Below are 25752 nucleotides of genomic sequence, written 5' to 3' on the forward strand. Positions count from 1 at the left end.
GTTGTCAGATCATTCAATGCCCTCTTTAGAGGGCCACCACTAGAGAAAGACCCTTATAGGGTCAGAGCAAACCACCCGTTCTACGGGTGGTTATGATTTGTGGGGACTCTACCCATTATGAAATGTAGTGAGGATGTTATCCGTTAAGAACTGGCCTCACGCTACTCTATTAAGTCGTTGATTTTTTGCTGTAGTGGTAGATAGTGGTTTTTAACAGCTAGTTTGGTTCTATAGTCGAACATATGTATTGATGAAAGAAGGAGAAAAATAGAGATTAAATAAGAAAAATATAAAAAAGTGGGTTAAAAATGGAAAATTTGTTGTTAAAGGTGGGGAATTGTGGTAGAATTTACCATATAGTGGTGGATAAGGAATAGTAAAGGGCGGTGATACGTATGTTCATGGGAGAATATAATCACACCATTGATACAAAAGGGCGGATGATTATACCTGCCAAAATACGTGAACAACTAGGCGATTTGTGCATTGTCACAAAGGGCTTAGATGACTGCTTAGCTATTTACACCCAAGAGGCGTGGAAGAAAATTTCTGATGCCTTACAATCACAATCCTCCACTAAAGCTAGCGTACGTGCCTTAAAACGTTTTGTTTTCGGTAGTGCTGCTGAGCTTGAATATGATAAACAAGGTCGTGTCCTCATTCCTGTACCACTACGTGAATATGCAAGCCTTGATAAACAGGCCGTTATTGTCGGTGCTGGGGATCACGTTGAAATTTGGAGCCGCGAAAAATACGATTACTATGATGATCAAGTGGCTGAAAGTATGGAAGAATTAGTCGAAGGGCTTGAAGGGATTATGTTATAGGAGGCTATGATGGAATTTAATCATACCAGCGTACTTTTACGTGAAACGGTGGACTCCGTCGTAACTAATCCAAAAGGCATTTATGTGGACTGTACCCTTGGTGGGGCAGGTCATGCTCATGCAGTGGGCGAAATGCTTGACCCAGAAGGCATGATAATCGGTTTAGATCAAGATGAGGACGCATTGAGTGTAGCTCGACAGCGATTGTCTGATTTAAATTGTCAGGTATTAACAATACCAACAAACTTTTCTAACTTAAAAGAAGCCCTGCAGAATGCGGGCATCTATGAAGTAGATGGTTTTATATTTGATCTTGGCGTATCAAGTTATCAGCTAGATACCCCAGAGCGTGGTTTTTCATATATGAATGATGGACCACTCGATATGCGCATGGATAAAGATGCACCACTTACAGCAGAGGAAATTGTCAATGAGTACGATGCTGAGCAATTGCTGCAAATCATTCGCGATTATGGGGAAGAACGATGGGCTAAGCGCATTGTTGAATTTATCGTTAATGCGCGTCAAGAAAATCGAATTACCACTACTGGTGAGTTAGTTAGAATTATTAAGCAAGCAATACCTGCGAAGGCGCGTCAAGATGGGCCACATCCGGCGAAACGGACGTTCCAAGCCATTCGCATTGAAGTAAATAGAGAATTAGCTATCTTGCATGATAGTTTTGTAGATGCTGTATCTATGTTGAAACCAAAGGGGAAAATTGGGGTTATCACATTCCACTCATTGGAAGATCGAATTACGAAACAAACTTTCAAAGAGTTAAGTACAGCGTGTATATGTCCTCCAGAATTGCCGATGTGTGTATGTAATCATAAAGCAGTTGTGAAGGCAAAGAATAAGGCTATAGAGCCAAGTGCAGGGGAGATTGAGGTTAATCCGAGAGCTAGAAGCGCGAAGTTACGCGTAGCCGTCAAGTTGTAGAATTGGAAGGGGTTAGTGTTTATGTTAGCGAGAAAGGCTGTTGTGGGCCAAGTAAAAGGCGATATGTTGGTCGCTACACAAGGGAGAAAACGTAGTGCAAATGTGGCTCTAGATTTGAGCCCTATGATGTGGCAAGTTGTATATGGTATTGCCGCATTAGTTGCATTTTTGCTTATCATGATGGTTATGAATGCATACAGCACAAAATTAGGCTACGAGGTAGTTAAAACACAGCAAGCTGTAGTACAATTAACAAAAGATAATGATGCATTGGATGTAGAGGTAGCTTCCTTGAAGTCTCCTGTTCGTATCCAACAGATCGCAGAAGAACAACTAGGGATGGTTTTGCCTGATTCTTTTGTTTATAGCACAAAAAGCGCTGTTACTGAACGTAATGTGCAAGAGAAACAGCAAATTATAGACTAGCAGGCAAAGCAGCTCGTATTGGGCTGCTTTCCTTTGCGTGTAAAGGAGATTGTATATGAAACAATTACAAGATATAGTGAAAACCTTGCAAGCGCCGCAAGTAACAGGTAATGCAGCTGTTGAAATTTTAGACATTACAGCGGACTCTCGTGCTGTTAAAGCCGGTAGTTTATTTATTGCTTTAGATGGTGCTACTGTAGATGGTCATAACTATGTAAATAAAGCTATCGAAGCAGGTGCAGTAGCTGTACTTGTGTCTAAACCAGTGGAGGTTAGTGGTGATATTTGTGTTATCACTGTTGAAGATACGCGCACTGCTATGATGTCTTGTGTGCCATATTTCTTCGACTATCCAGCAAATTCCATGCGCATGATTGGCGTTACTGGTACGAATGGTAAAACAACAACGAGCCATATGATTCGTCATATTTTAAAAGCCAAAGGTTATAAAGTAGGTGTTATTGGCACTGTTCATATTATGATTGGAGATACTTCGTATCCAATTCATAATACGACACCTGATGTAGTAGATTTGCAACATATTCTTCATCAAATGGTAGAGGAAGGTGTTACACATTGTGTAATGGAGGTTTCTTCTCATGCTTTAGCGCTAGGTCGAGTATCTGGTGTTGAATATGATACAGCAGTATTTACTAACTTGACGCAAGATCATTTAGACTTCCACAAAACCTTTGAGAACTATTTGGAAGCTAAATGTAAATTATTTGAACAAGTAAGTGAACCTGACCAAACTAAATCTGGTAAGGGCGCTATTATCAATATCGATGACGCCTATGGTCATCGGGTTGTTGAAAAAACTAAAGCACCTATCATTACCTATAGTATTGATGGGAACGGCACATTGAATGCTCACGATGTTGATATGACTCCTAAATCTAGCCGTTATACTGTATCTTATGATGGTCATGACTATACGGTGGCTATGAATACAACAGGTTTATTTAATGTATATAACACATTAGCAGCTATCGGTGCTTGTTTGTTAGAAGGTATCTCCATGGAAGATATCGATAAAGCATTAAAAACATTTAGTGCTGTACCTGGTCGCTTTGAGTTAATCGAAGAAGGTCAACCATTTGCAGTTGTTGTAGACTATGCACATACACCGGATGGTTTAGAAAATATTTTACAAACTGCAAAAGCTATTCAAGAAAATCGTATTATCGTAGTCTTTGGCTGTGGTGGTGACCGAGACGCTACTAAACGTCCTATTATGGGCCGCATTGCTGCACAATATGGTGATGTGGTGTACGTTACATCTGATAATCCACGTACAGAAGATCCTGTACAAATTGTTAAAGATGTGGAAGCAGGCGTTAAAGAAGGCCTTCGTGAAGGCTCTCATTATGAAGTTATTGTTGATCGTCGGGAAGCGATTCAACATGCAATACAAAATGCAAAACCTGGGGATATTGTACTGATTGCAGGTAAGGGGCATGAGGATTACCAAATCTTAAAGGATAAAACGATTCATTTCGATGATCGTGAAGAGGCGCGAGCAGCCCTCAAGGAGATCTAATATGGCAGAATTTACATTGTCTCAAGTGGTTGAAGCCACTGCGGGGACGAGTGCACATACCGACAATATTAAGTTTTTAGATGTGTCTACTGATACAAGAACTATTGAATCAGGATTTTTATTTGTAGCCTTAAAAGGCGATACCTTTGACGGTCATGATTTTATCAATACGGCCATTGAAAAGGGTGCTACAGGTGCTATTGTAGAAAAAGGTCGTGCCGTAGAAGGTATTGTTTGTATTGAGGTAGAAAATACCTTGGTAGCATACCAAAACTTGGCACGTTACCATCGTCGCCGTTTCGATATTCCTGTAGTAGCTATTACTGGTTCCTCTGGTAAAACTACGACAAAGGAAATGGTAGCAGCTGTACTAGGTACAGAATTTAACGTTTTAAAAACAGAGAAAAACTTTAATAATGAAATTGGCTTGCCAAAAACATTGTTGCGTTTAACTGCAGAACATGAAGCTTGTGTAGTAGAAATGGGGATGCGTGGTCTTGGTCAAATTGAAGAGCTCGCATTAATCGCTGAACCAACTATGGGTATTATTACGAATGTTGGTACGAGCCATATCGAGCTATTAGGATCTCGTGAAGCCATTGCAGAAGCAAAGGGTGAGTTAATTCGTTGCTTGCCAGAAAATAGTGTGGCGATTCTCAATGAAGATGATCCATATGTTAAGGCTATGGATAGCCTGGCTAAAGGTAAAACTATTACCTATGGCATTGAACGTAATGCTACATGTATTGGCAGTCATTTGCGCTATAAAAAAGACGGTATCAAGTTTACTTGCAAATGTTATGACGAAGTCTTCGATATTTTCTTGCCTATGATTGGTGAACACAATGTTTATGATGCATTGGCAGCCATTGTAGCAGGCCGTGTGTTGGGGATTAAATCCAATACAATTCGTAAAGGCTTAAGCGAGTTTACAGGCACTCCTATGCGCCAAGAAATCGTACCATTTGAAGATATCGTTATCTTGAATGACGCATATAATGCAAATCCTTCCTCAATGGCTGAAGCAATTAAAGCTTTGGGGCAATTAGAAGGAAAACGTAAGATTGCTATGCTCGGAGATATGCTTGAACTTGGCGATTTCTCTGAGGATGCACATCGTGAAATCGGTCAATTATTGGCTGAAGAGGGGTATAGTGTAGTATTCACCTTCGGTGATGCAGCTGCTTTTATAGCTAAAGAAGCAAAAAAAGCAGGATTAACTACATTCCGTTGTAATAGCCATTTAGAAATGGCCAATGCCTATAGCGATATTCGTGAAAAAGGGGATGTTATCCTTGTAAAAGGTTCCCGTGGTTTGCGAATGGAGCGCGTTGTTGAAGAATTAAAAGATCGAGAATAAAAGGTAACGGCTAGTTGTATCTAGCCGTCATCTGTTTATTAATAAGTAGAGGATTCATATGATATATCATATTCTGTTAGCCTTTGTAGTGACCTTTATCATTACAGTCGTGCTAGGTAAAATCGGTATTCCTATGTTGCGTTCTTTGCACGCACAACAAAGTATTCGTGAAGAAGGTCCTGAAAGCCATCAAGCAAAAGCTGGTACACCGACAATGGGTGGTGCTTTCATGATGATTGCTTTAGTTCTTGGTGTCGCTATTTTTGCACCTTGGAATGTAGGCACAGGGATGTTATTATTCCTAACATTAGGTCATAGTTTATTAGGTTTCTTTGACGATTTTGTAAAAGCCGTTAAAAAACGTAATCTTGGTTTAACAGCTAAGCAAAAATTATTGGGCCAATTTATTTTGGCAGCTGTATTCTGTTACTGCATTACTGAAATTATGGTTGTTCCTACCACATTGTGGATTCCTGTAGCAGATGTACAACTTCAATTAGGTTGGGGTTACTATGTATTGGCGTTCTTAATTATTGTAGGTGCTACCAATGCTGTAAATCTTACCGATGGCCTTGATGGTCTTGCAAGCGGTACATCCGCAGTGGCGGCGATTGCCTTCTCCGTTATTGGTCTTATGGCTGCATCTATGACGAATTCTATCGGCGCTGAAAGCGTTGCTTACTTTGGTGCTATTGTAGCCGCTGTATGCCTTGGCTTCTTAGTATATAATGTAAATCCTGCTAAAGTATTTATGGGCGATACAGGTTCATTAGCATTAGGTGGTGCTTTTGCAGCAATGGCTATTTTAACTAAAACAGAATTGTTACTTGTTGTAATCGGTGGCATTTTTGTTATGGAAGCATTATCTGTTATTATCCAAGTTATTTCCTTTAAGACTCGCGGTGTACGCGTATTTAAAATGAGCCCTATTCATCATCATTTTGAATTGTCTGGATGGGCAGAACAAACCGTAGTTAACCGCTTCTGGTTCGCTGGTGCAGTATTAGCCGTTATTGGTGTAGTATTAGCGACCATAACTTTATAAGATAATACTTAACGGAACCCGTAAATAATGGTATGCTTATAGGATAGGAATACATTATTTTGTAGATAATTTAGGTGAAACAGATGGAATACGGAGATAAACATATACTTGTACTTGGCGCTGGTGCCAGCGGTATAGGCGCATCCTGGGTATTAGCCCAAGTGGGTGCTCATGTTGTGTTAAATGATTATAAGCCTGTAACGTTGCCTGCTACGGAGGAAGGACGTTTAGTTTCTGCTGGGGTAGAAATTATTACAGGTCGTCAAGATGAATCCTTGCTAGATGGCGTGGGTCGCATTGTTATTTCTCCAGGTATTTCTTTAGATATTCCCATTGTAAAAGCAGCTCAAGCTCGCGGCATTGATGTGGTTAGTGAAGTAGAGTTAGCTTACGAAATATCTAAATCACCTATCGTAGCCGTTACTGGTACAAATGGTAAGACTACGACTACAACCTTATTAACTAAAGTGCTAGAAGGTTCTGGAAAGCCAGTTCGCGTTGGTGGGAACATTGGTGACTCTCTAAGTGAAGTGGCCTATTCCATGCCAGCAGGTGGTTTTTTAGTTGCCGAACTATCTAGTTATCAATTAGAGACAATCAAGCATTTTAGACCGATTGGGGCTATTATGCTCAATATTACGCCAGATCATTTGGCGCGTCATAAGACGATGGAAAACTATATTGCGGCTAAGGAACGTATCTTTGAAAACCAATTGGAATCTGATTTCTTGGTTCTCAACATTGATGATTCTGTAGTAGCTGATATGGAGCATCGTGCGCCTAGTCACATTCTACAAATTAGCCAAAAACAATCTGTTGAGAATGGTGCATATTATGCTAATGGTCAGTGCTATGTAGTAAAAGATGGCGTAGAGATCGCTGTTATTGGCGATGAAGATATCCATATCCCAGGTAGTCATAATATCGAAAATATCCTAACGGTTATTGCTTTAACGTATGCGTTAGGCGTACCTGTAGAGGAAATCCATCGCATTATTAGCGAATTTCACGGTGTAGAACATCGGTTGGAACGGGTTAAAACAATCGATGGGATTACATTCTATAATGACTCTAAGGCGACCAATGTTGATTCTGTAGTTAAAGCTTTGGAATCTTTTGATAAACCAGTTATTCTGCTGGCTGGTGGTCATGATAAAATGACACCTTTAGAAGAGTTTATGCAGCTTGTTAAAGAAAAGACAAAAGCTGTCATTTTCATGGGAGAAGCAGCAGAACGATTTGAAGCGGCTGCAAAAGAGGCTGGTGTAGAACCTATTTACCGTGCTTCGTCTATGAAAGAAGCTGTAGAACAAGGTTATAAATTAGCTGAGTCTGGTGATATTGTATTACTATCTCCAGCTTGTGCAAGCTTTGATTGGTACAGCTGTTTTGAAGAGCGCGGTGACGACTTTAAAGCTTGTGTTCAGATGTTGCAAGAAGGGGGACACCATTAATGAAAAGAATCATAATTTCTGGTGGTGGCACTGGTGGACATATATATCCAGCAATAACTATATATAAGGAAATCATGAAACAACACCCTGATGCAAAGGTATTATATGTAGGGACAAAGCAAGGCTTAGAAGCTACATTAGTTCCTAAAGAGGGTATTGAGTTCACTACGATTCCTGTACAAGGGTTGCAACGTCAATTATCATTGGGTACATTAGTCACATTAGGTAAAACTGCGTTAGGCATAGTTAAAGCTAATGCTATTATTTGTAAATTTAGACCTGATGTGGTAATTGGTACGGGTGGTTATGTATGTGGTCCTATTCTCATGGCAGCTGCATTACATAACATTCCAACCTTAATTCAAGAGCAGAATGTCATTGCAGGCATTACTAATAAAATTTTGAGCCGTTTTGTTGATGTTGTAGCGATGGGCTATAAGGATGCAGCAGCATCTTTTTCTAAAGCAAAACGCGTAGTGTATACTGGTAATCCAGTTCGTCCTGAGGTGTTAGTTGACTCAAGAACAGCGGGGCGCAATTATTTCAACCTAAGTGATGATACTTTTACAGTCCTCATAGCAGGTGGTTCTCGGGGGGCGCGAACCATCAATAATGCCATGATTGATGTACATAAACATTTCCAAGGTAAGGAAGGGATTAAATTAATCCATATTACAGGCGATGGAGAGTATGAATCTGTACTATCTCAATTGGGCATTACCGATGGGGAAGGCTTGGGTGAATCATCTTTAATTTTGCCGTATTTACATGATATGCCTAAGGCTTTGGCTGCTGCTGATTTAGCTGTGTTTAGGTCTGGTGCCATAGGCCTTGCTGAATTGGCAGTTCGTGGCATTCCATCTGTCTTGATTCCGTATCCATATGCAGCGGAAGATCATCAGACGTATAATGCGCGTATCTTTGTACAAGAAGGGGCAGCTCACATGATTGTTGATAAAATGTTGAGTGCTCACGACTTAATCGGGGAAATTGAGATGTTTATGGCCAACCGTGATTTGTTGGCACAAATGGGAGAACGAGCATTGCAGTTGGGCAAACCAAATGCAGCTCATGATATTGCAAAACTTGCATTATCTATTGCAAAGTAACAAGGAGAGCTTTTATGTTAGACGGTATTCACAAGATTCACCTCATTGGTATTGGTGGATCTGGCATGCGTGCTATAGCGAATATTTTAATTCAAAAAGGTTATGACGTATCTGGTTCAGACGTAGCTGAATCTGCCGTTATTTCTAAGTTTAGAGAAATGGGTGCTACGGTTCATATCGGTCATAATAAAGAATATGTAAATGGTGTAGATGCAGTAGTTCGTTCTACAGCGATTCGTGAGGATAATCCGGAAATCGTTGCCGCTAAAGAACAAGGGATTACTATTTTACATCGCTCTGATATTGTAAAAGCTGTGTTAGACGTAACGGATGGCATCGCAGTAGCCGGTGCACACGGTAAGACATCTACTACATCTATGATTGGCCAAATTCTAGTAGAGGCTGATGCAGACCCTACGGTAATCATCGGTGGTGAAGTTGATTATCTTAAAGGCAGTAGCTGTCTTGGTAAAGGCCACTTCTCCGTAGTTGAAGCGGACGAAAGTGATGGGTCTTTCTTGAAATTACGTCCACATACTATCGTTATTACTAATATTGAAGATGATCATATGGATCACTACAAAACGATGGAGAATTTGCTTAATGCGTTCTGTGAGTTCGTAGAAACATTACCAGAAAATGGCAAGGCTATCGTATGTGGTGATAATGAAAGTATTCGCTATGTCATGAGTCGCGTAAAACGCAACTTTATTACTTATGGCTTAGATGATAGTAATGATTATGTAGCTAAAAATATTCATTATGTAGATTCTACGTTGGTATACGATATATATCATAAAGGTATTAATATTGAGCGCGTTCGTTTGCGTGTACCTGGTGACCACAACGTATTGAATTCTTTAGCAGCATTTATTGTGGCTCATGATTGTTGTGGCGTAGAAGCACGTGTTATTACTAAAGGCTTAGGCAAATTTATAGGCGCAAAACGCCGTTTTGAAACGAAAGGCCATGTAGCTGGCGTGTGGGTTGTAGATGATTATGCTCATCATCCTACAGAAATTAAAGCTACTTTGAAAGCAGCAAAAGAACTTGAGAAACATCGTGTCATCTGTGTATTCCAGCCACATCGCTTTACTCGCACAAGCTTGTTAAAGGATGAATTTGCTACTGCTTTCACAAGCGCTGATGAAGTATATATGACAGATATTTATAGCTCAGGTGAAGATCCAATCCCTGGTATTGATGGGACTACGATTCCAAATGCCATCAAAGAGGCTACCGGTCAAGACGTAAATTATGTACCATCTGTTGATGATTTACCTGAAGTATTGGCAAAAGTAGTAAGACCAAATGACTTGGTTATTACAATGGGCGCTGGTTCTATCAATCAATATGGCCCAAAATTATTAGCGATATTGGAGGAAGGCTTACAATGAAAGATAAACAAATAATCGTATTGATGGGTGGTCCTTCCGAAGAAGCTGAAGTATCTCGTCGCACAGGCGCTGCTATTGCAGAAGCACTTGTGAGCAAAGGGTATAAGGCTCAAACATTAGAACTTAATCCTCGTACTGTATTGGAAGATATCGATTCCTTAGGCGGTGAAGTCGTATTTAATGCTATTCATGGTCGCTATGGTGAAGATGGTGCTTTGCAAGGCCTTTTAGAAATGGCAGAAATCCCATATACTGGCTCCGGCATCATGGCTCATGCTGTGGGCATGAATAAAAAAGTAAGTAAAGACGTATTTAAAGGCGCTAATATTCCAACTGCAAGATCTGAATCCTATAATGGTAATCTTGAATCTGCAGAGGCAATTATCGATCATATTCGTAAAGAATTTACTATTCCTGTAGTTGTTAAGTCTGCTACGCAAGGCTCCAGCATTGGCGTTACAATCGTTCGTGAGGAATCACAATTAGAAGCAGCAGTAACAGAGGCTCTTAAATATGATCCAATTCTCGTAGTAGAACAATTCCTTGATGGTCGTGAGTTTACGGTGGCTGTTTTGGATGGTAAAGCATTGTCAGTCATTGAAATTCGTCCACATTCTGGCGAATATGACTACAAGAGCAAATACACTGTAGGTGCTACAGAATACTTGGTACCAGCACCTATTAGCGACGAAATGACTGCTGAAATGCAACGCATTGGGGAACTTGTGTATCGCGAGGTGCAAGGCAGTGGGGTTATTCGTGTAGATATTATGACAGATCATGCAGATAAAATGTATGTTCTTGAGTACAATACCGTTCCTGGTATGACGGCAACGTCTTTAGTACCAAAAGCAGCTAATGAAATGGGAATTGATTTCCCTACATTATGTGAAAAAATTCTATTAACAGCTAGTATAGGGAAATTTTAAAAGCTAAATAGAACAGAAGGAGTTATCTATGGATGATAAGCAGAACCATCCATCCAGCTCTGGGGAGATGCAGTCTTCTACACCTGTTCAAGACGAACGGGCTGTATTTAGAAAACGAGTGTTAAAAATCGGTGGTGCAGTTACTCTCGTGTTGGTGGGGTTGTTTACACTACCTATTCCTTTTGGATCCTTAAAGATTACGGGTTCGGATAAGGTAACTGTACAAGATGTAATGGTGGCAGGTGATATACATGAACCTGTCAATATTTTGCAAATTAGTACAGAAAAATTGAAATCTAGATTGGCAAAGGATTTACGGGTTGAAGAGGCCCAAATACGATATCAATTGCCACTGACTATGGAGGTTCACATTGTAGAACGTAAGGCCGTTGCTGTAGTACCGGCCCAGTTCGGATACTTAACTATTGATAGTAAAGGTCAAGTTATCGCATCAGAACCAGCTATACAAGACACATCTGTACCAATGATTTCTGGTGTGAAAGCTGGAAATATTTTATTAGGCGATACAGTTGTAGATAAGCCGATTCTAGCGGCTCTTGAGTATTTGAATTCTCTTGATGAAAATACGTTCAAGAATATTGCAGAGGTTAATATTGGTGATCCTGATGCGATTATGGCTTATACCGTATCTGGTGTACAGATTCGCTTAGGTGATGGTAAAGACTTACCTAAAAAGGCAGAGCTAACACAGTCGATGTTACAAGATATTAAGAAAACTCATGGTAATGTACAGTATATAGATGTTAATATTTCATCACCGTACATTAAGACTGATGTAATTCCTGAAGGAAAGAAACATCAAAATGGGGCACCGACTACGGAAACTTCATCTACTAAGAAAGATGATACAAAACAAGATAAACAAGGTCATGTTGAAGATAAAAGGTAGATGATTGTCGTGAGACACGAACGGTGGGCAATAGCCTTAGTCAGTTGTATATTAGGGTTTATGGTTGTAACTCAATATAAAATGACACAAGATAATATAGAAGAAAACATTCGCTTGCAACGGGCTGGTGATTTAGCCGTTCAACTACGTGAAGCCCAAAGCGAGCGGGATGCTTTATTGAAGCAAATAGAAACGCTTAAACAAAATGGTACTACTACAGACGTTAAAGTTGATGAACAGCTCATGATGAGAGCGGCCTTAACAAATGTTAAAGGTTCTGGAGTTAGCGTGTTGATCGAAGATAGTTTAAAACCAATTCAAAGTGGTGAAAATCCTAACTTATTTGTAATTCATGATGAAGATATTTTACGTATCGTTAATGAGTTACGCGCTGGTGGGGCTGAGGCGATAGCTATTAATGATCAACGGTTGATTGGTACATCAGAAATACGTTGTTCCGGTCCTACTATTACAGTTAATGGGAAAGTCTTTGGGGCTCCCTTCGTTGTAAAAGCTATTGGTGATCCTAAAACGTTAAACTCTGCGCTTACTATGCGTGGTGGCGTAGTCGATTCGCTTAAACATTGGGGGATTAAAGTAACTATCAAGGAAGAGAATGAGATAGCTATCCCAGCTTTTACAGGAACCTTCCGAGAAGAACATATGAAGCCTAATGAGTTAGGAGGTAAAGAATGAATATTTATATCTTTGCCATCGCTGGGCTCATTGTAGGGGCTATATTAGGTTGGATAGCACCATTTCATATTCCTATCAGTTACGCGAACTATACATCTGTAGCGGTTCTGGCAGCGTTGGATGCAGTGTTTGGCGGTAGTCGAGCTGCATTGGAACGAATTTTTGATCTTAGTAATTTTGTGATTGGGTTCTTTTCAAATGTAGTTTTAGCTGTTATTCTTGTATATGTAGGCGACCTAATAGGTATTAATTTATATTATGTAGCTCTCATTGGGTTTGGGTTGCGAGTATTTATTAATGTAGGTGCTATACGCAAGATTATTATGACTAAGCGATTCTAATAAATCACATTCTATATAGTGGAAAGTTTTCAAATTTTAGTGTAAAATAAATGTAATTGTTATAAGATAGTCAGTATATAAATCGATACATTGGGACGTATATTGATACGATAAATAACGATAAGAGGAGGAAGTTCAATGTCTGATTTTGCAAATATTAAAGTTATCGGTGTTGGTGGCGGTGGTAACAACGCTGTTAATCGCATGGTAGATAACCAAATTAAAGGTGTTCAATTCTTAGCAGTTAATACGGAAAACCAAGTGCTTGAATTGTCTAAAGCAGATGTAACAATTCAAATTGGTGAAAAAGTAACTAAAGGTCTTGGCGCGGGTGCTAATCCACAAGTTGGTGAAGAAGCTGCTCAAGAAAGTCGCGAAGAAATCATCAAAGCTCTTGAAGGTGCTGACATGGTATTCGTAACTGCAGGTATGGGTGGTGGTACTGGTACTGGTGCTGCTCCAATCGTTGCAGAATGTGCTAAAGAAGTTGGTGCATTAACTGTAGGCGTAGTGACTAAACCTTTCGCGTTCGAAGGTAAACGCCGTCGTGCTGCCGCAGAAAAAGGTATTGAGTTCTTGACTCAAAAAGTCGATACAATTATCGTTATCCCTAATGACAAACTACTACAAGTTGTTGATAAAAAATGTACTATTACTGATGCATTCAGTAAAGCCGATGATGTTCTTCGCCAAGGTATTAAAGGTATTTCTGACTTGATTCAAATTCCTGGTTTGATTAACCTTGACTTTGCTGACGTTAAAACTATCATGACGGAACAAGGCGAAGCTTTGATGGGGATTGGTGTTGGTGAAGGTGAAAACCGCGCTGTTGATGCTGCTAAAATGGCTATTAACAGCCCATTGTTGGAAACTTCTATCGATGGTGCAAAAGGCATTTTGCTTAATATTTCTGGTAGCTCCGATTTGAGCATCTTTGAAGTTAATGAAGCAGCTGAAATTATTTCTGAAGCAGCAGATCCTGATGCTAATATTATCTTCGGTTCTGTTATCGATGAAAGCTTGGGCGATAAAGTACAAATTACAGTTGTTGCAACTGGCTTCAATTCTAGTGCAAAAAGTGTACCAGAATTCGGTAAAACAACGACTACATCTCGTCCAGCATCCACTACAAATTCTAACAGTGGTATCCCTGATATCCCTGTTTTCATGAAACGCTAATTTATAGAGTGTATAACTATAACATCTGTAAATAGTAACTTAGTAAGACATACTAGTAGGTATGTGTATAGGAGGTACAAATGAAAAAATTAGTATTATTAACTCTAGCAGCAACAGTTGTAGCAGGAAGCGCATTTGCTGCAGCACCTGTAACAAAAATTAGCGATGGTTCCACTAAGGTACAAGCTGATTATGCATTTAAACAACATGTATCCAAAGGTGGCGGTCACAGCAACGATGGTTTCGGTGTTTCTTTGCAACATGATCTTTCCGATAAAACGGCAGTACAATATTCTTACGATAAAGTAAATGCAAAAAATGGTGATATCAAAGATCATCAATTAGCATTAGTTTACAAAGTGCATCCAAACGTAAACATTTATGGTGCAGGTACTGCAATTCGTACGCATGACACTGAATTGGGCTTCCAAGCTGGTGTTATCGGTCATGTACCTTTAACAGAAAAAGTAAATGGCTTTGCTAAAGCTGGTTGGGGCAACGATATTAAGCAAACTTACCAAGTAGGTGCTCAATACGAAGTACGTCCTGATATCGACTTAAATCTATACTATGGCTATGATAAATATAGCGTAGATAGCAATGATAAAACTGCAAAAGGTTTACACGCAGGTGTAGGCTACTCCTTCTAAGGAACTGGGGGACCACTCTTATGAGTGGTCCTTTTTTGTTATAAATTTACTGTTTTTTGTATATTATTAATTTTGAATCCTTTGTATAGGATATTTGATATATTCTATACAAAGCTTATTTAATGATTAAATTGATTGTAATTAGTAAAATTTCTTATGTATACAATATATTTTATGAATACACGTTGTATAATTAAAGCAGTTTAGGTATTATAAATGTGTAATATTCATTTTAGATAGGATGGTGTAAGTTATGACAAGTGTTGCTGCAAAGCATGCAAAAGGGAAAAAATTAAAAGACGTGATCTTTGTTACTGCTGGACAAGCATTAGCTGATGCTAAAGAAAATGGTCGCGAGAACGTTGTAAACGGTACTTTAGGTGCTATTCATGATGAAGATGGCAAATTAGTTTTTCTCAAAACCGTTAAAGAAGAATATTTGGGTCTTTCTGACACTGAACATATTGGTTATGCTCCAATTGCAGGTGTTCCAGAGTTTTTAGCAGCTGCTGAGAAAGAATGTTTTGGTAATTCTCGTCCAGAAGGTCACATCCGTAGCATCGCTACAGCTGGTGGCACTGGCGGTATCCATCACTTAATTCATAACTATACTGAGCCTGGTGATGAAGTGTTAACTGCTGACTGGTACTGGGGTGCTTATAAAGTAATTTGTAGCGACATTGGTCGTACACTTGTAACGTACTCTTTATTTGATGAGCAAAATAACTTTAATCACGAAGCATTCAAAAATCGTGTAAACGAATTAGCCGCAAGACAAACAAATGTAGTAATCTTGTTTAACACACCTGGTAATAACCCAACTGGTTACTCTATTGAAGACAAAGATTGGGACTCCATCCTTAATTTCTTGAAAGAACTTGTTGCGATTGGTCGTAATAATGTCATCATTGGTATTGATGTGGCATATCTTGACTTCTCTGGTGATAGAGAGGAAGTACGTGGATTCTTTAGCAAATTTGGTCACTTGCCAAAAGCTATCCTTACATGTGTGTGCTATAGCTTGTCTAAAGGCTTTACTATGTACGGTCAACGTGTAGGTGCTATGATTGGTATTTCTGATGACGAAGAAATCGCTGATGAATTCTTAGAAATCAACAAAAATACTAGCCGTGCAACATGGTCTAATATTTGTCGTCCCGCAATGCGGACAATGGCAAATATTGTGGCAGATCCTGTTAAATTTAAAGCCTATGAAGAGGAGCGTAATAGCTATTACCAATTGATTCGCGATCGTGCTGACATCTTCAAACAAGAAGCCGCACAAGTAGGCCTTCCTATGTTGCCTTACCGCGGTGGTTTCTTCATTACAATTCCTACAGATTCTGCTAATGCTATCTGCGAAGAATTGAAGAAAGAACATGTTTATGTTATTGCTTTAGCTAAGGGTATTCGTGTGGCTGCCTGTGGTATTCCTAAATTCCAAATGACTGGTTTAGCTACGAAAATCTATAATGTCATGAAACGTCTCGGCAAATTATAATAGATAATTAAAACTTATACAAAAATCCACTTGATACTTGTATCAAGTGGATTTTTCTTATATTAGTGAATATCTTTATGTTCTTTTATGTCTTTGTCAGCTTGTTTAGCCAAGTTTTCGAGCGCTTGTTTAGGAGCTGTTCGTTCACCTGTTTCAGGATCTACGAATTCAACACGGTCCAATGTATCTGTAATTTGGCCTCGAATAAAACTTAAGTAAATTTCATAAAGTTCTTTTTTTTCTGCTAATTCCTCTGGCGTTAATTCTTGACCGGATTTTTTCTTTGCTGCTAGTTCATTTATGCGTTTTAATGTATCGTTAATGTTACTCATATTGACCTCCTGTATTCTATATTAGAATAATATCATTTATTATAACATAGAACAAAATGAATACGTATGGTAAGATATAAGTTGTACGCGTCTGTACTTTCACAAGTGAGAAAGGAGAGCTGTATGCGTGTAACAAAAGCAATAAAGGCAGAGCAATTAAAACTATTACAAGAGCATTATTTTGATGCAAAACCTGCCCTTGAGTATACAAATGAATTTGAATTATTAGTAGCTGTTGTTTTGTCCGCTCAATGTACGGATGAACGGGTAAATATCGTAACTAAACGATTGTTCCCTGAGTTAAATCATCCGGCTAAGATGTTGGCTATTGGCGTCACTAAGCTAGAAACTCTTATTAAGGATTGTGGTCTTTATAAATCGAAGGCTAAAAACTTGATTGCTACATGCCAGATTTTAGTTGACCAATATCATGGAGAGGTACCTCGTGAGTTTGATCAACTCGTTGAATTGCCTGGTGTAGGTCGCAAGACAGCGAATGTGGTAGTATCAGTACTGTTTGGTACACCAGCCATTGCGGTGGATACTCATGTCTTTCGTGTATCAAATCGACTAAAACTAGGTATTGCAAAGACGCCAGAAGAGATGGAGTTAAAATTGCAAAAGGCTATTCCAAAAGAGGATTGGGCTGCTGCACATCACTGGTTAATTTATCATGGTCGTAAAGTATGTAAGGCTCGCAAGCCTTTATGTGACGACTGTTTCTTAAATCATCTATGTCCTTCTGCAGGAAAGGTTTAATATGAAAGCAAATAACGAAGAATTTATTACCCTTTGTGCCGCTAATGGTATTGAAGGTATCGATATTGTAAATGAATTAATGCGTTTCAATGTATTAGATCAATTGATTTCTAGCAATGCTAGTTCCCGTGAGTGGGGCGTTACACCAGAGGATTTATATGCCTTAGCTGAGAAATCTACAGTGGAGTCCTTTGGTCCTGTGCCATATGATTTGAATACACTCCAAAATCTATATGGTCCTTCTTTTAAGGTTGAACTCTTTGATTTTATCAGTGATACCGGCATTTTGGATGGTCTAGATGTAGGCACTATTTGGGAAACTCCTGTTCGTGAAAGTATTGAAGCTCATAGCAAAACAGGGGAGCTTGTTCTATATGCCTATGTAGAAGAATATGCTGGTATGGTAGAAGAAATTCTTCAATCTTATGAAGATAAAAAGGTTGTTCTCTACACAGCATCTCCAGTATGCTATAGCATCTTATCTCGTCTGTATCCAATGGCTCAAATCATTAATCATTGGCCACATCGCAGTTACTTTGACCATATCTTTACAGGTACTGTGGGTATGTTCCAATCTTCTGAAGATATTGTAGAAGAAGTGGCTAATGGTTTACATAACTTGGTACCAGAAGGGACTGCGCAATTGTTCTTACCTGCTACGATGGCACAAAATCAATTGGGCTTAAATAATATGGCCTTACAATTCTTTTTGAACCAAAAACGTGTGGAAGTTATTCGCGAGTGGACTCCTTTAGGCGCCTATGAAATTGTATACGGTAAATATGATGTTAAAAAAATGCGTGTTGGACTTCGTGAACGTGTAGGTGATGAGTGGAAGGCGATTAATTATATTCCATTACCTCATGGTGTATTTGCTCAATTACCAGTATTTACAGTGTTGAATTATGGCTTATCTTTGCGCTCTATTTCATTGCCGGGTGGTCAAACCGATGTGGCGTTAGGTCAAGATGGTATTTACTGTATCGATAGTCGAGTATCTGAATTAGGTCGCAATGCTCTAGTTGAAAGTGGAGCATACTTCCTTACTTTCAAACGTCATACTGATCATGTAGACGTAGATATTACGACAGATGCACCTACAGATGATGTATACTGGATGTTCCCTGATGCAGAACTTGCTTATATGTGGTATGCGTACTTCTGCAGTACCATTGGTCAAACATTGATTCAAGAAATTTCTATGCTTGTGCAAACAGCAGAATCCTTCGGCTATATGCTTAGCAGCGTACGTCGTCGCGTTTTAGATGTAAAAGATGAAGCTCAATTAATTGAATCTGTTCAGGCTGCAGATGAAGCGTATATTAACGCTGTCACAGTAGCAACAGAGAACTGGAGAGAATCAGTGGATACATTAGGGGCTCAAGTTATGCCTCCTACAACATCTATTGATATTGAAGATTACAGCGATTATAAAAACTAATTGTAAAACTTAAGCTTTTAGTTTAAAATATATCGTATCCTAAAAAATATGAACTACTAAATATAGTAGGTAAGAAACATACTACACGCATGTGTAAGAAAGGAGGCACCATGGCAGTTATCAATTTTGAAATCTTCAAAGTTATCGGCACTTTGTCTGAAGATAAAGATGGTTGGAAAAAACAATTAACATGTACTAGCTGGGGCAAATACAATCCTAAGTTTGATCTTCGCGCTTGGGATAGTGAATATACAAGCATGAAAAAGGGTATTACTCTGTCTTTAGAAGAGCTTATTGCGTTGCGCGATATCCTCAACGAAAGCGACTTGGAGACTATCCTAGCTGAGTCTATTGAAGAAAAACAAGCATCCAAGGAATAGTATTGGCAACTTGCATTTGTACAAGTGTCATGCTATAATCTATAAGAATAATATTGATTGTCGGAAAGAGGTGTATAGAATGAAACAAGGTATTCATCCAGACTATAAAGAAGCTACAGTAACTTGCGGTTGTGGCAACACATTCAAAACTGGCTCTGTAAAAGAAGACCTTCGTGTAGACGTTTGCTCCAAATGCCATCCGTTCTTCACTGGTCAACAACGCGCAGCTCAAGCTCGTGGTCGTATTGAACAATTTAACAAACGTTACGGCAAATAATTTGTCATGTAATGTAGCATCTATTGGCAGGGCTATGGGCTCTGCCTCTATTTGTTTATGAGAGGAGCTCTTGTGAACACAGAACGTATTAAAAAGTTTGTCGGTGGACAAGCTGTGATCGAAGGTGTCATGATGAGAGGCCCTGGCTATACGGCAACAGCTGTACGTGAGCCAGCAGGCACTATTGTAGTTCAAAAAGAGGCTACAAAATCTATTGCTGACACATATCCAATTTTGAAAAAACCATTTCTTCGTGGCTGTGTAGCTCTCTATGAATCTCTAGTGATTGGCATGAAGGCATTGTCCTTCTCTGCCAAGGCAGCTGGTGATGAAGAGGAGGAAATGTCTAATAGTGAAATTGCCATTACCATGGTTATTTCCACAGTCTTTGCGATAGCTGTATTTTTGGCTTTGCCAACATTTATCGTAAAATTTATTCCTGGTGTACAGGATAATCATGTAGTATTAAATCTCATTGAAGGTGTCATTCGTTTAGTGCTATTCTTGCTCTACATTTGGGGGATTGGACTTACGAAGGATATTCAACGAGTTTTCCAATATCATGGGGCAGAGCATAAAACAATTCATACTTATGAATTAGATTTGCCTCTTACCGTAGAAAACGTTCGTAAACAAAGTCGGTTACATGCCCGATGTGGTACAAACTTCTTACTCATCGTTATGGTGGTGAGTATCTTTGTATTTGCTTTTTTAGGATGGCCTAATTTGCTAGAACGTATTCTGAGCCGCATACTGCTTATGCCCGTAGTAGCAGGTATTGCGTACGAGGTCATTCGTCTTGCTGGACGCAGTGAGCATTCCTTTGTGAAAGCCATTATTAAACCAGGTCTTGTATTACAATACATGACCACACGTGAACCAGAAGATGATCAAATTGAAGTAGCTATACGTGCTCTTGAAGAGGTTCGTCCTCCTGAGAGTGATGCATATGAAGAGGAATAAACATGTTAGTAGATAAATTACAAGTTATTGAAGATAAATTTATGGACCTTGAGCAGCGCATCAGTGACCCTGAAATCATTGCTCGCCAAGATGAATGGCGTAAATTGACACGTCAACATTCCCAATTATCTGAAACAGTTGAAACATTCCGTACTTATAAAAAAGTATTAGCTGGCCTTGATGAAGCTATGGAAGTTATCGAAGATAAATCTTTGGATGAAGAATTCCGCGAAATGGCTCAAGAGGAATTAAAAGAGTTAAAACCTCAAAAAGAGGAATTAGAAGAGAAGTTACAAATCCTATTATTGCCTAAGGATCCTAATGACGATAAGAATATTATCATTGAGATTCGCGGTGGTGCTGGCGGTGACGAAGCAGCCTTATTCGCAGGAGATTTGTTCCGTATGTACACAAAATATGCGGAAAGCCAAGGGTGGCGTTGCGAGATTATCGATGCGAATGAACCTGAACTAGGTGGCTTTAAAGAGGTTGTTTTCTCTGTAGAAGGCGAGAATGTATACTCTAAAATGAAGTTTGAATCTGGTGTACATCGTGTACAACGTGTACCTGCTACAGAAACACAAGGTCGTGTACATACGTCTACAGTTACAGTAGCTGTATTACCAGAGATGGAAGATGTCGATATTGAAGTTAATGAAAAAGATTTAAAAATCGACACTTACCGTGCCAGTGGTGCAGGCGGTCAGCACATTAATAAAACTGAGTCTGCTGTTCGTATTACTCACTTACCAACTGGTATTGTTGTAGCATGCCAAGACCAACGTTCTCAGCTTAAAAATAGAGATAAAGCGATGCGCGTATTGCGTGCTAAATTACAAGACCAAGCTGAACAAGAGGCGCAAGCTAGTATGGCGGCAGATCGTAAGAGCCAAGTTGGCACTGGTGACCGTAGTGAACGTATTCGTACGTACAACTACCCACAAGGTCGCGTAACAGATCACCGCATTAACTTAACACTTTATAAACTAGACGCTGTATTAAATGGCGATCTTGATGAAGTAATTCAAGCCTTAAATGCGGCAGACCAAGCGGCAAAAATGCAGGAGGCTAATACAAATGCATAAGGAGATTTGGACAATCGGTCGTATTCTCCAGTGGACAGAGCAGTACTTTCAAAGCAAGGAGATGGATACACCTCGACTTGATGGGGAAGTACTGCTTTCTCACGTTTTAGGTAAAGATCGTATTTATCTATATACTCACTATGACCAACCTCTAATTCAAGAGGAGCTAGATGCCTTTAGACCGCTTGTACAACAAAGAGCTAAGGGATATAGTGTAGCATCTATTACGGGGCAAAAGGACTTTATGGGCCTTACCTTTAAGGTGAACGATAAAGTTTTAATTCCACGACCTGATACGGAATCATTGATTGAACATGTACTAGATACGTATTCTGAAGATTGCAATATACGCATTCTTGATATATGTACTGGTCCAGGGACGATATTGCTAAGTTTATTACATTATTTGCCAAATGCAGTAGGTGTAGGTTTAGATATCTCTACAGATGCTTTGCCACTAGCTAGAGAGAATGCAGACTCCTTTAAGTTAACTGAACGAGTTGAATTTAAAGACTCTGATATGTTTTCAGCTTTGTGTGGAACGGATGAGAAATTTGACCTCATCGTTTCTAATCCTCCATATATTCGTACTGGTGATGCAAAGATGTTGTCTCAAGATGTGTTAAATGAGCCTCATATTGCGTTATTTGGTGGAGAGGATGGACTGGTATTCTATCGTATTCTCGCCAGAGAATGTGGTGCTTATTTAGAAACTAATGGTCGCGTAGCCTTTGAGGTTGGCTATGACCAAGCTGAGACGGTAAGAAAACTATTAGAAGCAACCGGTCAATATTCTAATATTCAATTTATAGCTGATCTAGGTGGACATAATCGCGTAGTTACAGCTGTGTATGAGGGCTAATATGGATACTAAAATTATTACAAATCCATCTGAACAAGATATAGATATGTTAGCTCGTGCATTACGCAATGGTGAATTGGTATCTATACCGACAGAAACCGTATACGGTTTGGGTGCCAATGGTCTTGATCCAGAGGCGATGGATAAAATCTATGCTGCCAAAGGCCGTCCATCAGATAATCCATTGATTTTGCATATTCCCAATAGTGAAAGTATTAAACCATTAGTCACTGAAGTTTCTACAACGGCTCAAACCTTGATGGATAATTTTTGGCCAGGACCTTTAACGATTACACTACCTAAGTCTGATTTAGTGCCAGACCGTGCAACAGGTGGATTACCTCGTGTAGCGCTTCGCTGTCCTGATCATGATGGATGTCGCGTGTTGTTACAGCGTGCAGGTATACCTATAGCAGCGCCAAGTGCAAATATTTCAGGCCGTCCCAGTCCAACTACGGCTCAAGATGTATATAACGATATGAATGGTCGCATTTCTTATATTTTAGATGCTGGTCCTTGCACAATCGGAGTAGAGTCTACCGTAGTAGAAGTGCATGACGATAAAGTTATTATTTTACGTCCAGGTGGTATTACAAAGGCACAGCTAGAAACTGTTGTTTCCAATGTCGAATACGATACAGCCTTAGTGAGTGCTGAAACTAAACCTAAGGCGCCTGGTATGAAGTATACACATTATGCTCCTGATGCACCTATGACTGTTGTCGTTGGTACTCCAGAATCTGTAGCTAATACGTTTAATGAACTTTCTAAAGGTATAGAAGGGCCTATTGGCTGTTTAGTTAGTCATGAGACCTATGAGCTCATTAAAGACGATTCGCATTTCATGTGCCATTGTTTTGGACATCATGGAGATGCACTAGCATTAGGCCATGACTTTTACAAAAGCCTATTACATTTTAACGAAAATCATGTTACCCTAATCTTAGCAGAAGGTGTGAATGATGACGGTTTTGGTGTTGCCATTATGAATCGAATGGAAAAAGCATCCGGTCATCATATCATTTATAAGTAAATTTTCTAACATTATAAATGTCCACTGATAATAGAAATATGTCTTTACATATTGGATATTTTTGCTATAATGTATAAAGTAATCACAAAATGTGATTAAGTAAGGATGTTATTATGAATATTTTATTTGTATGTACCGGTAATACTTGCCGTAGTCCTATGGCAGAAGGAATTACACGGGCCCTTGCAGCGGAGCAACATAAGGATGTAACGACTGTATCAGCTGGTCTATTTGCCGCTTATGGAGCAAAGCCAACTGAACAAGCCGTTGTAGCTGTCCGTTCCATTGCTGATATTTCTGACCATGAATCGAGACCTTTAACTATGGAGCTCGTCAATGCAGCAGATCTAATCATCGGTATGACGAAAGATCATAAATCTGTACTACTTCGCCAATTCCCGTTTGAGGAAGGTAAAATCAAAACGATTTCCGAGTGGGGTGGTCAAGATGGTGATGTTACTGACCCATATGGCGCTGATCAAACCATATATAATCAATGTGCGGAGCAAATTTATCATTTAGTTGAGGAAGGCCTTAAAACAGCCCCTCAGAAAGCATAGGAGATGATATTATGAAGGTTGCAATCGGTTGTGATCATGGCGGATTGAATTTAAAAGCATCCGTTAAAGAAGTATTAAGTACATTGGGACATGAAGTAGAAGATTTTGGCTGTCATACAGCGGAATCTTGCGATTATCCAGATATTGCCGTACCTGTAGCAAATGCAGTCGTGTCTGGTAAAGCAGATCGCGGTATTCTAATTTGTGGTACTGGCATCGGTATTGGTATTGCAGCAAATAAGATAGCGGGCATTCGAGCTGCTCTTTGTCATGATACATTCTCTGCGCACGCATGTCGTGAACACAATAATGCAAATATCCTTACAATGGGGGAACGCGTTATTGGTCCTGGCCTTGCTAAAGATATCGTTACTATTTGGATGGCAACGGAATTTGAAGGTGGTCGTCACGAACGCCGTGTAGAGAAAATTAAAGCATTAGAGAAATAATACATCATTACCTATAGATATTCGTTTTGTACGAGGAGGATACTCATGAGTTTCTTAGAAAAACAAGACCCTAATATTCAAGCTGTTATCAATCAAGAATTGGCACGTCAACGCGATAAATTAGAAATGATCGCTTCTGAAAACTTTGTTTCTCAAGCAGTAATGGAAGCTCAAGGCAGCGTATTAACTAACAAATATGCAGAAGGGTATCCTGGCAAACGCTATTATGGCGGTTGTGAAAATGTTGACGTTATCGAAACATTGGCTATCGAACGTGCAAAACGCTTGTTTGGCGCTGAACATGCTAACGTACAACCTCATTCTGGCTCCCAAGCTAACTTTGGTGTGTACTTTGCATTATTGCAACCTGGCGACACTATCGTGGGTATGAACTTGTCCCACGGTGGTCATTTGACTCATGGTTCTCCAGTTAACGTATCTGGTACATATTTCAATGTAGTACCTTACGGTGTAGATGCAGAAACACAACAAATCGACTATGATGAATTCCGTAGAATTGTATTAGAAGCAAAACCTAAATTGATTATCGCTGGTGGCAGTGCATATAGCCGTCAAATCGACTTCAAGAAAATGGCTGAAGTAGCTCACGAAGTAGACGCTATCTTTATGGTAGATATGGCTCACTTTGCAGGTCTTGTAGCTGCGGGCTTACATCCAAATCCTGTAGAATATGCTGATATCGTAACTACTACAACTCATAAAACATTGCGTGGGCCTCGTGGTGGTTTGATTCTTTGCAAAGAAAAATATGCTAAAGCAATCGATAAATCTATCTTCCCTGGTATCCAAGGTGGTCCTTTGATGCATGTTATCGCTGCTAAAGCTGTTGCCTTAGGCGAAGCATTACAACCTGAATTCAAAGTATATGCGCAACAAATTATCGACAATGCAAAAGCATTGGCTGCAGCATTGCAAGATAAAGGCTTAACAATCGTTTCCGGTGGTACAGATACTCACGTTATGCTTGTAGATGTTCGTAGCACTGGCTTAACAGGTAAAGAAGCAGAACACTTACTCGATGAAGTAGGTATTACATGTAACAAAAATACAATCCCATTCGATCCAGCTAGCCCATTTGTAACAAGCGGTATCCGTCTTGGTACGCCAGCGCTTACAACTCGTGGTTTACAAGTGAAAGATATGGAAGAAATTGCTGATATTATTGCAGCAGTTCTTAACAATCCTGAAGATAAAGCTGTTCATGAAGAAGCTAGCAAACGCGTAGCTGCACTTTGTGAAGCGTATCCATTGTACTAATCTAATAGATTAATGACAGTCATTACA

28 protein-coding genes are annotated in these 25752 nt (G+C 39.5%); 27 read left to right on the forward strand and 1 reads right to left on the reverse strand.

What is annotated here, in order from left to right; translation table 11 throughout:
* The first annotated feature begins 395 nt into the window (after positions 1-395).
* From mraZ to KH364_RS02445, 16 genes are all read left to right on the forward strand, one after another.
* On the forward strand, positions 396-827 hold the full coding sequence (gene mraZ / locus KH364_RS02370; protein WP_009351750.1) for a division/cell wall cluster transcriptional repressor MraZ: 432 nt from the start codon (positions 396-398) through the stop codon (positions 825-827).
* 9 nt (positions 828-836) lie between these two features.
* Positions 837-1769, forward strand: coding sequence for a 16S rRNA (cytosine(1402)-N(4))-methyltransferase RsmH (gene rsmH, locus KH364_RS02375; RefSeq protein WP_105082092.1), 933 nt, complete (start codon positions 837-839; stop codon positions 1767-1769).
* A gap of 21 nt (positions 1770-1790) precedes the next feature.
* Positions 1791-2195, forward strand: coding sequence for a cell division protein FtsL (gene ftsL, locus KH364_RS02380; protein WP_054748650.1), 405 nt, complete (start codon positions 1791-1793; stop codon positions 2193-2195).
* 55 nt (positions 2196-2250) lie between these two features.
* Complete coding sequence (locus tag KH364_RS02385; protein ID WP_273298395.1) at positions 2251-3735, forward strand: UDP-N-acetylmuramoyl-L-alanyl-D-glutamate--2,6-diaminopimelate ligase; 1485 nt, start codon at positions 2251-2253, stop codon at positions 3733-3735.
* A 1-nt stretch (position 3736) separates the two neighbouring features.
* Positions 3737-5095 (forward strand): UDP-N-acetylmuramoyl-tripeptide--D-alanyl-D-alanine ligase, encoded by a 1359-nt coding sequence (gene murF / locus KH364_RS02390; RefSeq protein WP_273298397.1) that lies wholly within the window; start codon positions 3737-3739, stop codon positions 5093-5095.
* 58 nt (positions 5096-5153) lie between these two features.
* Entirely contained in the window at positions 5154-6140 is a 987-nt protein-coding gene (mraY, locus tag KH364_RS02395; protein ID WP_105082089.1) for a phospho-N-acetylmuramoyl-pentapeptide-transferase, read from the forward strand.
* An 83-nt stretch (positions 6141-6223) separates the two neighbouring features.
* Positions 6224-7594 carry a UDP-N-acetylmuramoyl-L-alanine--D-glutamate ligase gene (gene murD / locus KH364_RS02400; RefSeq protein WP_273298400.1) on the forward strand — a complete coding sequence of 457 codons (1371 nt, stop codon included), beginning with the start codon at positions 6224-6226 and terminating at the stop codon, positions 7592-7594.
* Positions 7594-8703: an undecaprenyldiphospho-muramoylpentapeptide beta-N-acetylglucosaminyltransferase gene (gene murG / locus KH364_RS02405; RefSeq protein ID WP_273298402.1), complete on the forward strand. Its 1110-nt coding sequence runs from the start codon at positions 7594-7596 to the stop codon at positions 8701-8703. The genes murD and murG overlap by 1 nt, the downstream gene beginning before the upstream one ends.
* A gap of 14 nt (positions 8704-8717) precedes the next feature.
* Positions 8718-10100, forward strand: coding sequence for a UDP-N-acetylmuramate--L-alanine ligase (murC, locus tag KH364_RS02410; RefSeq protein ID WP_273298404.1), 1383 nt, complete (start codon positions 8718-8720; stop codon positions 10098-10100).
* Positions 10097-11029 carry a D-alanine--D-alanine ligase gene (locus KH364_RS02415; protein ID WP_273298405.1) on the forward strand — a complete coding sequence of 311 codons (933 nt, stop codon included), beginning with the start codon at positions 10097-10099 and terminating at the stop codon, positions 11027-11029. The genes murC and KH364_RS02415 overlap by 4 nt, the downstream gene beginning before the upstream one ends.
* 28 nt (positions 11030-11057) lie before the next feature.
* A complete protein-coding gene (locus KH364_RS02420) occupies positions 11058-11939 on the forward strand; it encodes an FtsQ-type POTRA domain-containing protein (protein ID WP_105082085.1) in 882 nt (293 codons plus the stop codon).
* Positions 11940-12635, forward strand: a complete 696-nt coding sequence (locus KH364_RS02425; RefSeq protein ID WP_105098331.1) for a DUF881 domain-containing protein — start codon at positions 11940-11942, stop codon at positions 12633-12635.
* The gene (locus KH364_RS02430) at positions 12632-12976 is read left to right on the forward strand and encodes a small basic family protein (protein ID WP_273298407.1); all 345 of its coding nucleotides are present in this window, start codon (positions 12632-12634) and stop codon (positions 12974-12976) included. The genes KH364_RS02425 and KH364_RS02430 overlap by 4 nt, the downstream gene beginning before the upstream one ends.
* A 138-nt stretch (positions 12977-13114) precedes the next feature.
* Entirely contained in the window at positions 13115-14155 is a 1041-nt protein-coding gene (gene ftsZ, locus KH364_RS02435) for a cell division protein FtsZ (protein ID WP_009351669.1), read from the forward strand.
* Positions 14156-14235: 80 nt separating this feature from the next.
* Positions 14236-14805 carry a porin family protein gene (locus tag KH364_RS02440; RefSeq protein ID WP_273298408.1) on the forward strand — a complete coding sequence of 190 codons (570 nt, stop codon included), beginning with the start codon at positions 14236-14238 and terminating at the stop codon, positions 14803-14805.
* A 253-nt stretch (positions 14806-15058) separates the two neighbouring features.
* The gene (locus KH364_RS02445) at positions 15059-16306 is read left to right on the forward strand and encodes an aminotransferase class I/II-fold pyridoxal phosphate-dependent enzyme (RefSeq protein ID WP_273298410.1); all 1248 of its coding nucleotides are present in this window, start codon (positions 15059-15061) and stop codon (positions 16304-16306) included.
* Between the two features lie 62 nt (positions 16307-16368).
* On the opposite strand, the gene KH364_RS02450 is transcribed toward KH364_RS02445, so the two are convergent.
* Positions 16369-16638, reverse strand: coding sequence for a DUF896 domain-containing protein (locus KH364_RS02450; protein ID WP_273298411.1), 270 nt, complete (start codon positions 16636-16638; stop codon positions 16369-16371).
* 123 nt (positions 16639-16761) lie between these two features.
* Here KH364_RS02450 and nth point away from each other — a divergent pair, with 123 nt between their 5' ends.
* From nth to glyA, 11 genes are all read left to right on the forward strand, one after another.
* Positions 16762-17397: an endonuclease III gene (nth, locus tag KH364_RS02455; RefSeq protein WP_265138888.1), complete on the forward strand. Its 636-nt coding sequence runs from the start codon at positions 16762-16764 to the stop codon at positions 17395-17397.
* Between the two features lies 1 nt (position 17398).
* Complete coding sequence (locus KH364_RS02460; protein WP_273298413.1) at positions 17399-18838, forward strand: hypothetical protein; 1440 nt, start codon at positions 17399-17401, stop codon at positions 18836-18838.
* 110 nt (positions 18839-18948) lie between these two features.
* Positions 18949-19218 (forward strand): PC4/YdbC family ssDNA-binding protein, encoded by a 270-nt coding sequence (locus tag KH364_RS02465; RefSeq protein WP_005386267.1) that lies wholly within the window; start codon positions 18949-18951, stop codon positions 19216-19218.
* 79 nt (positions 19219-19297) lie between these two features.
* Complete coding sequence (rpmE, locus tag KH364_RS02470; RefSeq protein WP_004696185.1) at positions 19298-19495, forward strand: 50S ribosomal protein L31; 198 nt, start codon at positions 19298-19300, stop codon at positions 19493-19495.
* Positions 19496-19552: 57 nt separating this feature from the next.
* Positions 19553-20458: a DUF1385 domain-containing protein gene (locus KH364_RS02475; RefSeq protein ID WP_273298615.1), complete on the forward strand. Its 906-nt coding sequence runs from the start codon at positions 19553-19555 to the stop codon at positions 20456-20458.
* A 2-nt stretch (positions 20459-20460) separates the two neighbouring features.
* Positions 20461-21543 carry a peptide chain release factor 1 gene (gene prfA / locus KH364_RS02480; protein WP_265138892.1) on the forward strand — a complete coding sequence of 361 codons (1083 nt, stop codon included), beginning with the start codon at positions 20461-20463 and terminating at the stop codon, positions 21541-21543.
* The gene (prmC, locus tag KH364_RS02485; protein WP_273298422.1) at positions 21536-22405 is read left to right on the forward strand and encodes a peptide chain release factor N(5)-glutamine methyltransferase; all 870 of its coding nucleotides are present in this window, start codon (positions 21536-21538) and stop codon (positions 22403-22405) included. Before prfA ends, prmC begins: the two co-directional genes overlap by 8 nt.
* Before the next feature lies 1 nt (position 22406).
* Positions 22407-23438, forward strand: coding sequence for an L-threonylcarbamoyladenylate synthase (locus tag KH364_RS02490; protein ID WP_273298424.1), 1032 nt, complete (start codon positions 22407-22409; stop codon positions 23436-23438).
* Positions 23439-23551: 113 nt separating this feature from the next.
* The gene (locus KH364_RS02495) at positions 23552-23998 is read left to right on the forward strand and encodes a low molecular weight protein arginine phosphatase (protein ID WP_273298426.1); all 447 of its coding nucleotides are present in this window, start codon (positions 23552-23554) and stop codon (positions 23996-23998) included.
* Between the two features lie 11 nt (positions 23999-24009).
* Positions 24010-24447: a ribose 5-phosphate isomerase B gene (gene rpiB / locus KH364_RS02500; RefSeq protein WP_273298428.1), complete on the forward strand. Its 438-nt coding sequence runs from the start codon at positions 24010-24012 to the stop codon at positions 24445-24447.
* 45 nt (positions 24448-24492) lie between these two features.
* Positions 24493-25725 (forward strand): serine hydroxymethyltransferase, encoded by a 1233-nt coding sequence (glyA, locus tag KH364_RS02505; RefSeq protein ID WP_273298430.1) that lies wholly within the window; start codon positions 24493-24495, stop codon positions 25723-25725.
* The last annotated feature ends 27 nt before the right edge of the window (positions 25726-25752 follow it).

Source organism: Veillonella sp. oral taxon 158, assembly GCF_018376515.1.
Taxonomy (GTDB): Bacteria; Bacillota; Negativicutes; order Veillonellales; family Veillonellaceae; genus Veillonella; species Veillonella rogosae.

Excerpts from the sequence above, each read along its gene's own strand:
- KH364_RS02450 (WP_273298411.1), bottom strand. The coding sequence starts at position 16,638 with ATGAGTAACATTAACGATACATTAAAACGCATAAATGAACTAGCAGCA.
- KH364_RS02415 (WP_273298405.1), top strand. The coding sequence starts at position 10,097 with ATGAAAGATAAACAAATAATCGTATTGATGGGTGGTCCTTCCGAAGAA.
- murF (WP_273298397.1), top strand. The coding sequence starts at position 3,737 with ATGGCAGAATTTACATTGTCTCAAGTGGTTGAAGCCACTGCGGGGACG.
- murC (WP_273298404.1), top strand. The coding sequence starts at position 8,718 with ATGTTAGACGGTATTCACAAGATTCACCTCATTGGTATTGGTGGATCT.
- mraY (WP_105082089.1), top strand. The coding sequence starts at position 5,154 with ATGATATATCATATTCTGTTAGCCTTTGTAGTGACCTTTATCATTACA.
- KH364_RS02385 (WP_273298395.1), top strand. The coding sequence starts at position 2,251 with ATGAAACAATTACAAGATATAGTGAAAACCTTGCAAGCGCCGCAAGTA.
- ftsZ (WP_009351669.1), top strand. The coding sequence starts at position 13,115 with ATGTCTGATTTTGCAAATATTAAAGTTATCGGTGTTGGTGGCGGTGGT.
- KH364_RS02420 (WP_105082085.1), top strand. The coding sequence starts at position 11,058 with ATGGATGATAAGCAGAACCATCCATCCAGCTCTGGGGAGATGCAGTCT.
- KH364_RS02475 (WP_273298615.1), top strand. The coding sequence starts at position 19,553 with ATGAGAGGAGCTCTTGTGAACACAGAACGTATTAAAAAGTTTGTCGGT.
- rpiB (WP_273298428.1), top strand. The coding sequence starts at position 24,010 with ATGAAGGTTGCAATCGGTTGTGATCATGGCGGATTGAATTTAAAAGCA.
- KH364_RS02490 (WP_273298424.1), top strand. The coding sequence starts at position 22,407 with ATGGATACTAAAATTATTACAAATCCATCTGAACAAGATATAGATATG.
- KH364_RS02495 (WP_273298426.1), top strand. The coding sequence starts at position 23,552 with ATGAATATTTTATTTGTATGTACCGGTAATACTTGCCGTAGTCCTATG.
- murG (WP_273298402.1), top strand. The coding sequence starts at position 7,594 with ATGAAAAGAATCATAATTTCTGGTGGTGGCACTGGTGGACATATATAT.
- rsmH (WP_105082092.1), top strand. The coding sequence starts at position 837 with ATGGAATTTAATCATACCAGCGTACTTTTACGTGAAACGGTGGACTCC.
- prfA (WP_265138892.1), top strand. The coding sequence starts at position 20,461 with ATGTTAGTAGATAAATTACAAGTTATTGAAGATAAATTTATGGACCTT.
- KH364_RS02440 (WP_273298408.1), top strand. The coding sequence starts at position 14,236 with ATGAAAAAATTAGTATTATTAACTCTAGCAGCAACAGTTGTAGCAGGA.
- KH364_RS02430 (WP_273298407.1), top strand. The coding sequence starts at position 12,632 with ATGAATATTTATATCTTTGCCATCGCTGGGCTCATTGTAGGGGCTATA.
- KH364_RS02445 (WP_273298410.1), top strand. The coding sequence starts at position 15,059 with ATGACAAGTGTTGCTGCAAAGCATGCAAAAGGGAAAAAATTAAAAGAC.
- murD (WP_273298400.1), top strand. The coding sequence starts at position 6,224 with ATGGAATACGGAGATAAACATATACTTGTACTTGGCGCTGGTGCCAGC.
- prmC (WP_273298422.1), top strand. The coding sequence starts at position 21,536 with ATGCATAAGGAGATTTGGACAATCGGTCGTATTCTCCAGTGGACAGAG.
- ftsL (WP_054748650.1), top strand. The coding sequence starts at position 1,791 with ATGTTAGCGAGAAAGGCTGTTGTGGGCCAAGTAAAAGGCGATATGTTG.
- rpmE (WP_004696185.1), top strand. The coding sequence starts at position 19,298 with ATGAAACAAGGTATTCATCCAGACTATAAAGAAGCTACAGTAACTTGC.
- nth (WP_265138888.1), top strand. The coding sequence starts at position 16,762 with ATGCGTGTAACAAAAGCAATAAAGGCAGAGCAATTAAAACTATTACAA.
- glyA (WP_273298430.1), top strand. The coding sequence starts at position 24,493 with ATGAGTTTCTTAGAAAAACAAGACCCTAATATTCAAGCTGTTATCAAT.
- KH364_RS02460 (WP_273298413.1), top strand. The coding sequence starts at position 17,399 with ATGAAAGCAAATAACGAAGAATTTATTACCCTTTGTGCCGCTAATGGT.
- mraZ (WP_009351750.1), top strand. The coding sequence starts at position 396 with ATGTTCATGGGAGAATATAATCACACCATTGATACAAAAGGGCGGATG.
- KH364_RS02465 (WP_005386267.1), top strand. The coding sequence starts at position 18,949 with ATGGCAGTTATCAATTTTGAAATCTTCAAAGTTATCGGCACTTTGTCT.
- KH364_RS02425 (WP_105098331.1), top strand. The coding sequence starts at position 11,940 with ATGATTGTCGTGAGACACGAACGGTGGGCAATAGCCTTAGTCAGTTGT.